At 67.3% G+C, this 7,402-nt stretch carries 6 protein-coding genes; 5 read left to right on the top strand and 1 reads right to left on the bottom strand.

Going from position 1 to position 7,402, the window contains the following annotated elements:
* Positions 1–390 precede the first annotated feature (390 nt).
* The gene (locus tag ABZX37_RS49020; protein ID WP_354751213.1) at positions 391–897 is read left to right on the top strand and encodes a flavodoxin domain-containing protein; all 507 of its coding nucleotides are present in this window, start codon (positions 391–393) and stop codon (positions 895–897) included.
* Positions 898–903: 6 nt separating this feature from the next.
* On the opposite strand, the gene ABZX37_RS49015 is transcribed toward ABZX37_RS49020, so the two are convergent.
* A complete protein-coding gene (locus ABZX37_RS49015) occupies positions 904–1,473 on the bottom strand; it encodes a TetR/AcrR family transcriptional regulator (protein ID WP_354751211.1) in 570 nt (189 codons plus the stop codon).
* Between the two features lie 70 nt (positions 1,474–1,543).
* On the opposite strand from ABZX37_RS49015, the gene ABZX37_RS49010 reads away from it, so the two are divergent.
* From ABZX37_RS49010 to dnaE, 4 genes are all read left to right on the top strand, one after another.
* Positions 1,544–1,948, top strand: coding sequence for a nuclear transport factor 2 family protein (locus tag ABZX37_RS49010; RefSeq protein WP_354751210.1), 405 nt, complete (start codon positions 1,544–1,546; stop codon positions 1,946–1,948).
* A gap of 183 nt (positions 1,949–2,131) precedes the next feature.
* Entirely contained in the window at positions 2,132–3,334 is a 1,203-nt protein-coding gene (locus ABZX37_RS49005; RefSeq protein WP_354751212.1) for an MFS transporter, read from the top strand.
* Positions 3,335–4,243: 909 nt separating this feature from the next.
* Positions 4,244–4,690 carry a PadR family transcriptional regulator gene (locus ABZX37_RS49000; protein WP_354751209.1) on the top strand — a complete coding sequence of 149 codons (447 nt, stop codon included), beginning with the start codon at positions 4,244–4,246 and terminating at the stop codon, positions 4,688–4,690.
* 127 nt (positions 4,691–4,817) lie between these two features.
* A partial coding sequence (dnaE, locus tag ABZX37_RS48995) for a DNA polymerase III subunit alpha (RefSeq protein WP_354751208.1) occupies positions 4,818–7,402 on the top strand: 2,585 nt, incomplete at its 3' end.

Raw genomic sequence — 7,402 nt, 5'->3', positions numbered from 1 at the left:
TGTCAAGGCGGGAAAGATGCCTTGACAAGCAACCCCAGACCGCAGAGAAGGCTTCGTATCGGGGTGCGGGGGAGGGGCTGGGTGCCTCGATCGTTGGGTGCACCGGCGGCGGTTTCGGGTTGGGGCTAGCGCCCCAATGTGGCATTGGGTGCGTGGGATGCACCCAATGTGGCGTTCGGTGCGTGGGATGCACCCAATGCCACATTGGGGCGCATCGCGGCGAGCGAGCGGGTGGGCTGTGAAGGGCTCCTTGAGGGAATCTGGTTCCGTGAGGGGCCCCTTGAGGGAATGCGGGTCGTGAGGGGAACCCTGAGGGACTCTGAGTCCGTGAAGGTGGCCCTCACGGGCTTCGGGCGGGCGCTGCGCGTCGAAGGGGTGGACAATAAGGACATGATCAATGTCCTCGTCGCGCATGCGGGCAGGCATGGCGGGACGCGCGAGATCGCCGAGGTGGTCGGCGAGGAGCTGCGTGCTGCCGAGTTTGCCGTTGACGTGCGCGGGGCGGGCGAGGTCGACAGTGTCACGAGGTATGCGGCGGTGGTGGTCGGCAGTGCGCTCTACTACGCGCGGTGGCGGCCTGAGGCAGTGCGGTTGCTGGAGCGCAACACCGAGGCGCTGCGTGCGCGTCCGGTCTGGTTGTTCCACAGTGGACCGTGTGGGCCGGGTGCGAATCTCGCTCGGGTGAGTTTGCCCGCGCGGGTGACGTTGCTGGCGGCCGCGATTGATGCGGGGCGGACCGAGACGTTCGGTGGGCGGCTTGATCCGGCGCTGGCGGACGGTGTGGTGGAAAAGCTGATGGCGCGGGGCAATCGGGCGGGGGATTTTCGCGACTGGGACCGGATTCGGGCGTGGGCGCGGGACATTGGGCGCCGGATTCAGTCTCGCGTCGTGATCTGAGTTGGGTCAGGACGCGCCGAGTACCCGTAGCACCGTGGTGGACAGCTCCTTTTCGGCGTCCTCTGGCGAAAGCCGGCCTGCGTCGGCTTCTCCCGCGGCGGCGTGGCCCAGCTGGATGATGACCGTGACCAGCCAATCTACCGGGGGCTGACGGTCGAACTCGCCGGCGCGTTGTCCGCGTTCGACGATCTGTCGCAACCGGTCGGCGACTGGCTCGTGCTGCTCGCGGCCGTCTTCCGCGGAAGTGGGCGTCGAGCCGAGACGGCGCAGCAGCATCGGGTATCGCGAGGACGCTCGGCGGGCGGCCTCGAGGACCCGCAGGATCGCGTCTGCCGCTGGTCCGGTGTCCGGGCCCGCGGCGTCCATCGCATCGACGGCTTCTTCGGTGAGCCGGTCCAGCACCGCGGCCAGAAGTCGTTCGCGGGAAGGGAAATGGGCGTAGACGGTCTGGCGGGTGACGCCCGCCGCCGTCGCGATGCCTTCGACGCTCGCATCCGGATCGGCCTCCAGTACGCGGAGGGCCGCGTCGAGGATGGCGGCGCGGCTGCGCTGGGCGTCGGCGCGGAGTTTCGACATCTCTTACACCTTGTCAAGGTTAGCTCAAGCGGATATCTTACAGTGTGTCAGAGTTCATCTGGGAGGGTTCATGGACACGCTGGAACGCACTGATCCGCATGCTGATCCGAAGGAGTTCATCGCGCGCTTCTTCACGTCGTTCACCGACGATCTGGTGCGCACCGACGAGGACGCGGCGACGGTGGTCGACCGCTATCACACGCAAGACGTCGTGCAGATCGCCGACGGGGTGCGGATCGACCGCGATCGGCTGGTCGCGCATTGCCGTCCAGTGCGGAAGAACCGGCCGGACAGCCGGATCGAAGTCCACGAGGCGATGGCCGACGGCGATCGCCTCGCCGCGCGGTACACGCTGCACGTACGCCAGCGAGGAAAGGAGCTCGAGATCGAGGTGTCGTTCTTCGGGCAGTTCGCCGCGGACGGCCGGATGCGCGAGGCGCACCTGCTGACTCGTTCGGCGAAAACGCCCGAGTAACCCGATTCCTCCGCTTTTGCTTGGTATGTCAGGGAGATCCTGAGTCCACATGCGACTCTTGCCTCGCCGCCACACCGGGTGTAGACCAAGCCGGTGACCGAAAACGCAGCCGGGGGCAAGGAAAAACGCAAGCTCAGCGCCGATCAGCGAAACTCGTTCCTCGCCGCGTGGCTCGGCTGGAGCATGGACGCCTTCGACTATTTCCTGGTCGTGTTCGTGCTCGCGGACATCGCGAAGGACAAGTCGTTCGGGGCCACCGCCACGCAGTTGGCGTTCATCACCACCGCGACGCTCGTGATGCGCCCGGTCGGCGCGCTGCTGTTCGGGCTGTGGGCGGACCGGTCCGGTCGGCGCATCCCGCTGATGGTCGACGTCCTGCTGTACTCGGCGGCGGGCGTGCTGTGCGCGGTCGCGCCGAACTTCACCGTGCTGCTGATCCTGCGGTTCGTCTACGGCGTCGGCATGGGCGGCGAATGGGGCCTGGGCGCGGCGCTCGCGATGGAGAAGATTCCCGTGGAGCGGCGCGGCTTCTTCTCCGGGCTGCTGCAGGCGGGCTACTCCGCCGGATACCTGATGGCCGCGCTGGCGTATCTGCTGTTCCACACCGCGCTCGGCCTGGAGTGGCGGTGGATCTTCGTGCTGAGCATCTTCCCGGCGCTGATCAGCCTGCTGATCCGGGCGCGGGTCAAGGAATCCGAGGTGTGGGAGGCGGCGCAGGAGAAGATGCGCGTCACCCGGACGTCGGTCAAGGACGTCCTGCTCAACCCGAAGGTGCTGCGCCGGTTCGGGTACCTCGTGCTGCTGATGACCGCGTTCAACTGGATGTCCCACGGCACCCAGGACGTCTATCCCACGTTCCTGAAAGCGACCGACCACGGCGGTGCCGGCCTGAGCGCCGCGACCAGCACGTGGATCGCCGTGTTGTACAACGTCGGCGCGATCATCGGCGGTCTGGTCTTCGGCTCGCTGTCGGAACGCTTCGGCCGTCGGATGACCATCGTCGGCGCGGCGGTGCTCGGCCTGCCGATCGTGCCGATCTTCGCCGTTGACCACGGAGCCGGGATGCTCGCGCTCGGCTCGTTCTTGATGCAGGTCATGGTGCAAGGCGCGTGGGGCGTCATCCCCGCGCACCTCACCGAAATGTCCCCCGACGCGATCCGCGGCTTCTTCCCCGGCGTCACTTATCAGCTCGGCAACCTGCTGGCCGCGCTGAACCTGCCGATCCAGCAGAGCATCGCGCAGTCGCAGGGCTATACGGCCGCGCTGCTGTGGACAGTGATCCCGGTGCTCATCGCGGTCGCCGTGCTGACCTCCCTGGGCAAGGAAGCGAAGTCCATCCGGTTCGGAGGGGAAGGCGCGACGACCGCGCCCGCCGGAACGTCCTGATCTTTCCCGCCCGCTGGTTCGGACGGCCTTGCCGTCGAACACTCGCCGATATATCGTGGGCATATCGGCGATCGTTCGACGAAGGAGGATCACATGACGAGGACAGCAGGCGGAGGACACCTGTTCCGGGGCTTCGGCGGCCCGGAGCGTCCCGGCGGGCCCGGAATGCCGTTCGGATTCGGCCGTCCCGGACCGATCCGCCCTGGTGACGGCGGTCGAGGCATGCCGTTCGACCCGCGCAGCGGCGGGAGGGAGCGACATCCGGGCGGACCGGGGGAAGGACACGGATGGCCCAGGGGAGGCGGCCCGGGCGGCGAGCATGGCCGGCCTGGGCAGTTCGGCGGGCCGGGAGCCGAGTTCGGCTGGCCCGATCACCCGGGATGGCACGAGGGCGAACCGGGCGACCGCCATGGCTGGCTGGGTGAACCGGGGGAGGGCCACGCGTACCCCGGCCATCCGGATGAGCACTCCGACCAGCTGGGCCACCTCGGTCATCCGAGCGAGCCGCCCCGCCACGGAGGCGGCCCCGGTCATGCGGGCGAGCACTCCGGCGATCTGGGCCACCTCGGTCAGCCGAGCGAGCCGCCCCACCAGGGAGGCCGTCCCGGTCATCCGGGCGAGCACTCCGGTCCCCTGGGCCACTTTGGCCATCCGGGCGAGCCGCCCCATCATGCGGGCCACCCTGGTGGCGAGGAAGCCTGGGACCACACCGTCTTCGAAGCTCGCGGCGGCTTCCCGCCGGGGCCTCCCGGTCCGCCTGGGCCTCCCGGGCCGCCGCATCGGCCGGGGTTTCCCGGATTTCCGGGGTTCCCTGGCTTCCCCGGGTTTCCCGGTGGGCCGGGCGGTCCAGGCGGATTCTTCGGCGGGCCACCCCGCGGCGGCCAACGCGGCCGAGGTCCGGCCCGCCCGGTGCGCCCGGCCGTGCTCGCCCTCCTGGCCGAGGAACCCCGCCACGGTTACCAGTTGATGCAGGAGATCCGCCGCCGCACGAACGACGAGTGGCGGCCCAGCCCAGGGTCGATTTACCCGATCTTGCAGCAGCTCGAGGACGAAGGCCTCGTCCGCACCGCGGAGGAAGGCGGTCGGCGCGTCGCGCATCTCACCGAGGCCGGGCGTGAGCACGTTGCCGGGCGGGAGGAGGAGTTCGCCGCGCTCTGGGAGTCTCCGGAGCGCGACGAGGAACCTGGGGCGGACCGGTTCGCGGCGCTGTATCAGCAGATCGGCGAGTTGGGCGGGGCCGCGGCGCAGGTCGCGCACGCTGGCACCGAAGCGCAGTTCGCGGAGGCGCGCAAGGTGCTCCGTGAAGCCCGTCGCCGGTTGTACGCGTTGCTCGCGGACGACGACTCCGAGGAATAAAACCCGCGCCGGATGAGTCCACAAAGGACTCATCCGGCGGCGGTCACCTCGGGGCACAACCGGAGGTGGTCCGAGCGCGCGTGTCGGTTGTTGGACGGCGGCGCGGTGCGGCGGGTCCAATGCGGCCATGCCATCGTTTGTCCACCTGCACGTCCACACCGAGTATTCGATGCTGGACGGTGCGGCGAAGATCGGTCCTTTGTTCGCGGAGGCGGCTCGGTTGGGCATGCCGGCGGTGGGGATGACTGATCACGGGAACATGTACGGCGGGGACGAGTTTTTTCAGACGTCGAAGAAGCACGGGATCAAGCCGATCATCGGTATTGAGGCGTATGTGGCGCCGGAGTCGCGGTTTCACAAGAAGCCGGTGTTCTGGGGGCAGTCGAACCAGCGGGGTGCGGACGAGCTGGGCGAGGGCGGGGACGTGTCGGGTGCGGGTGCGTACACGCACATGACGATGCTGGCGGGGAACGCGACCGGGTTGCGGAATTTGTTCAAGCTGTCGTCGCTGGCGTCGATCCAGGGGTATTACCGGAAGCCGCGGATGGATCGGGAGCTGATCGCGGAGAACGCGTCGGGGATCATCGCGACGACGGGTTGCCCGTCGGGCGAGGTGCAGACGCGGTTGCGGCTGGGCCAGCGGGAGGCGGCTGTCCAGGCGGCGTCGGACTACAAGGACATTTTCGGTGCGGGGAATTTCTTCCTGGAGTTGATGGACCACGGGTTGCCGATCGAGCGGTCGGTGCGGGAGGGCCTGCTGGAGATCGGGAGGCTGCTGGACCTCCCGCCGCTGGCGACGAACGATTCGCATTATGTGACGAAGGACCAGGCGGATACCCACTCGGCGTTGTTGTGCGTGCAGGCGGGGAAGACGCTGAACGACCCGACGCGGTTCAAGTTCGACGGGGACGGTTATTTCCTGAAGTCGGCGGACGAGATGCGGGAGTACTGGGACAAGGAGGTCCCGGGCGCGGCGAACAACACGCTGCTGATCGCGGAGCGGGTCGAGTCGTATGAGGACGTGTACACGCACAAGGACCGGATGCCGGTCTTCGACGTCCCCGAAGGCCACACCGAAGCCACCTGGCTGCATCACGAGGTGATGGGCGGTCTGTCGGAAAGACTGCCGGACGGAGTGCCCGAGGAGTACCGGGAGCGCGCCGAGTACGAACTCAAGGTCATTGTGGACAAAGGGTTTCCCGGATACTTCCTGATCACGGCTGACCTGATGACGCATGCCCGCGAGGCGGGAATCCGAGTAGGCCCGGGACGCGGGTCGGCGGCGGGATCGCTGGTCGCCTACGCGCTCCGCATCACCAACCTCGACCCGATCCGGCACGGTCTGCTCTTCGAACGCTTCCTGAACCCGGAACGGGTGTCCATGCCGGACATCGACATGGACTTCGACGACCGCCGTCGCGGCGAGATGATCCGGTACGCCACCGAGAAATACGGTTCCGATCGGATCGCGCAGGTCATCACCTTCGGCACGATTAAGACCAAGGCGGCGATCAAAGACTCCGCGCGAGTCCACTTCGGACAACCGGGGTATTCGATCGCGGACCGGATCTCCAAAGCCTTGCCGCCGCCGGTGGCCGCCAAAGACATTCCGCTGGCGGGGATCGTGGACGCCAAGCACGAGCGCTACGCGGAGGCGGCCGAGGTTCGCACGCTCGTCGAGACCGACGAAGAGTGCAAGACGATCTTCGACACCGCCCGCGGCCTCGAGGGCCTGATCCGCAACGCGGGTGTCCATGCCTGCGCGGTGATCATGTCCAGCGAACCGTTGATGGACGCGATTCCGTTGTGGCGCAGGGACGACGGGTCGATCATCACCGGCTGGGACTATCCGTCGTGCGAGGCCATCGGCCTGCTGAAGATGGACTTCCTCGGCCTGCGCAACCTCACCGTCATCGGCGACGCGATCGACAACATCAAGGCCAACCGCGGCGAGGACATCGACCTCGACCGGTTGGCCATCGACGATCCCGAGACCTTCGCCCTGCTGGTCCGCGGCGACAGTCTTGGAGTGTTCCAATTGGACGGTGGCGCGATGCGGGACCTGTTGCGCCGCATGCGTCCCACCGGGTTCGAGGACATCGTGGCCGTCAACGCGCTCTATCGGCCGGGTCCGATGGCGATGAACACGCACAACAACTACGCCGACCGCAAGAACAAGCGCCAAGCCATCGAACCGATCCATCCGGAACTGGCGGAACCGCTGCGCGAGATCCTCGCCGAAACGCACGGCCTGGTGGTGTATCAGGAGCAGATCATGCAGATCGCGCAGAAGGTCGCCGGATACTCGATGGGCCGCGCGGACGTGCTGCGCCGCGCGATGGGCAAGAAGAAGAAAGAAGTCCTGGAAAAGGAATTCGAGGGCTTCCGTGCCGGGATGATCGACAACGGGTTCTCCGGCGAGGCCGTGCAAGCGTTGTGGGACACGATCCTGCCGTTCGCGGGCTATGCCTTCAACAAGTCGCACGCCGCCGGATACGCGCTAGTCGGATATTGGACGGCGTATCTCAAGTCGAATTACACCGCGGAGTACATGGCGGCGTTGCTGACGTCGGTCGGTGACAACAAGGACAAGTCGGCGATCTATCTGTCGGAGTGCCGCCGGCTGGGGATCAAGGTTTTGCCGCCGGACGTGAACGAGTCGGCTTTGCGGTTCGCGGCCGTCGGGGGCGACATCCGCTTCGGTTTGGGCGC

The organism is Amycolatopsis sp. NPDC004079, assembly GCF_040610415.1.
Taxonomy (GTDB): Bacteria; Actinomycetota; Actinomycetes; order Mycobacteriales; family Pseudonocardiaceae; genus Amycolatopsis; species Amycolatopsis halotolerans.
The sequence above is the reverse complement of the archived record's forward strand: the minus strand, read 5'-3'. Positions and strand labels throughout refer to the sequence as shown.

Coding starts and splice junctions, on each gene's coding strand:
- ABZX37_RS49020 (WP_354751213.1), top strand. CDS start 391: ATGATCAATGTCCTCGTCGCGCATGCGGGCAGGCATGGCGGGACGCGC.
- ABZX37_RS49015 (WP_354751211.1), bottom strand. CDS start 1,473: ATGTCGAAACTCCGCGCCGACGCCCAGCGCAGCCGCGCCGCCATCCTC.
- ABZX37_RS49010 (WP_354751210.1), top strand. CDS start 1,544: ATGGACACGCTGGAACGCACTGATCCGCATGCTGATCCGAAGGAGTTC.
- ABZX37_RS49005 (WP_354751212.1), top strand. CDS start 2,132: ATGGACGCCTTCGACTATTTCCTGGTCGTGTTCGTGCTCGCGGACATC.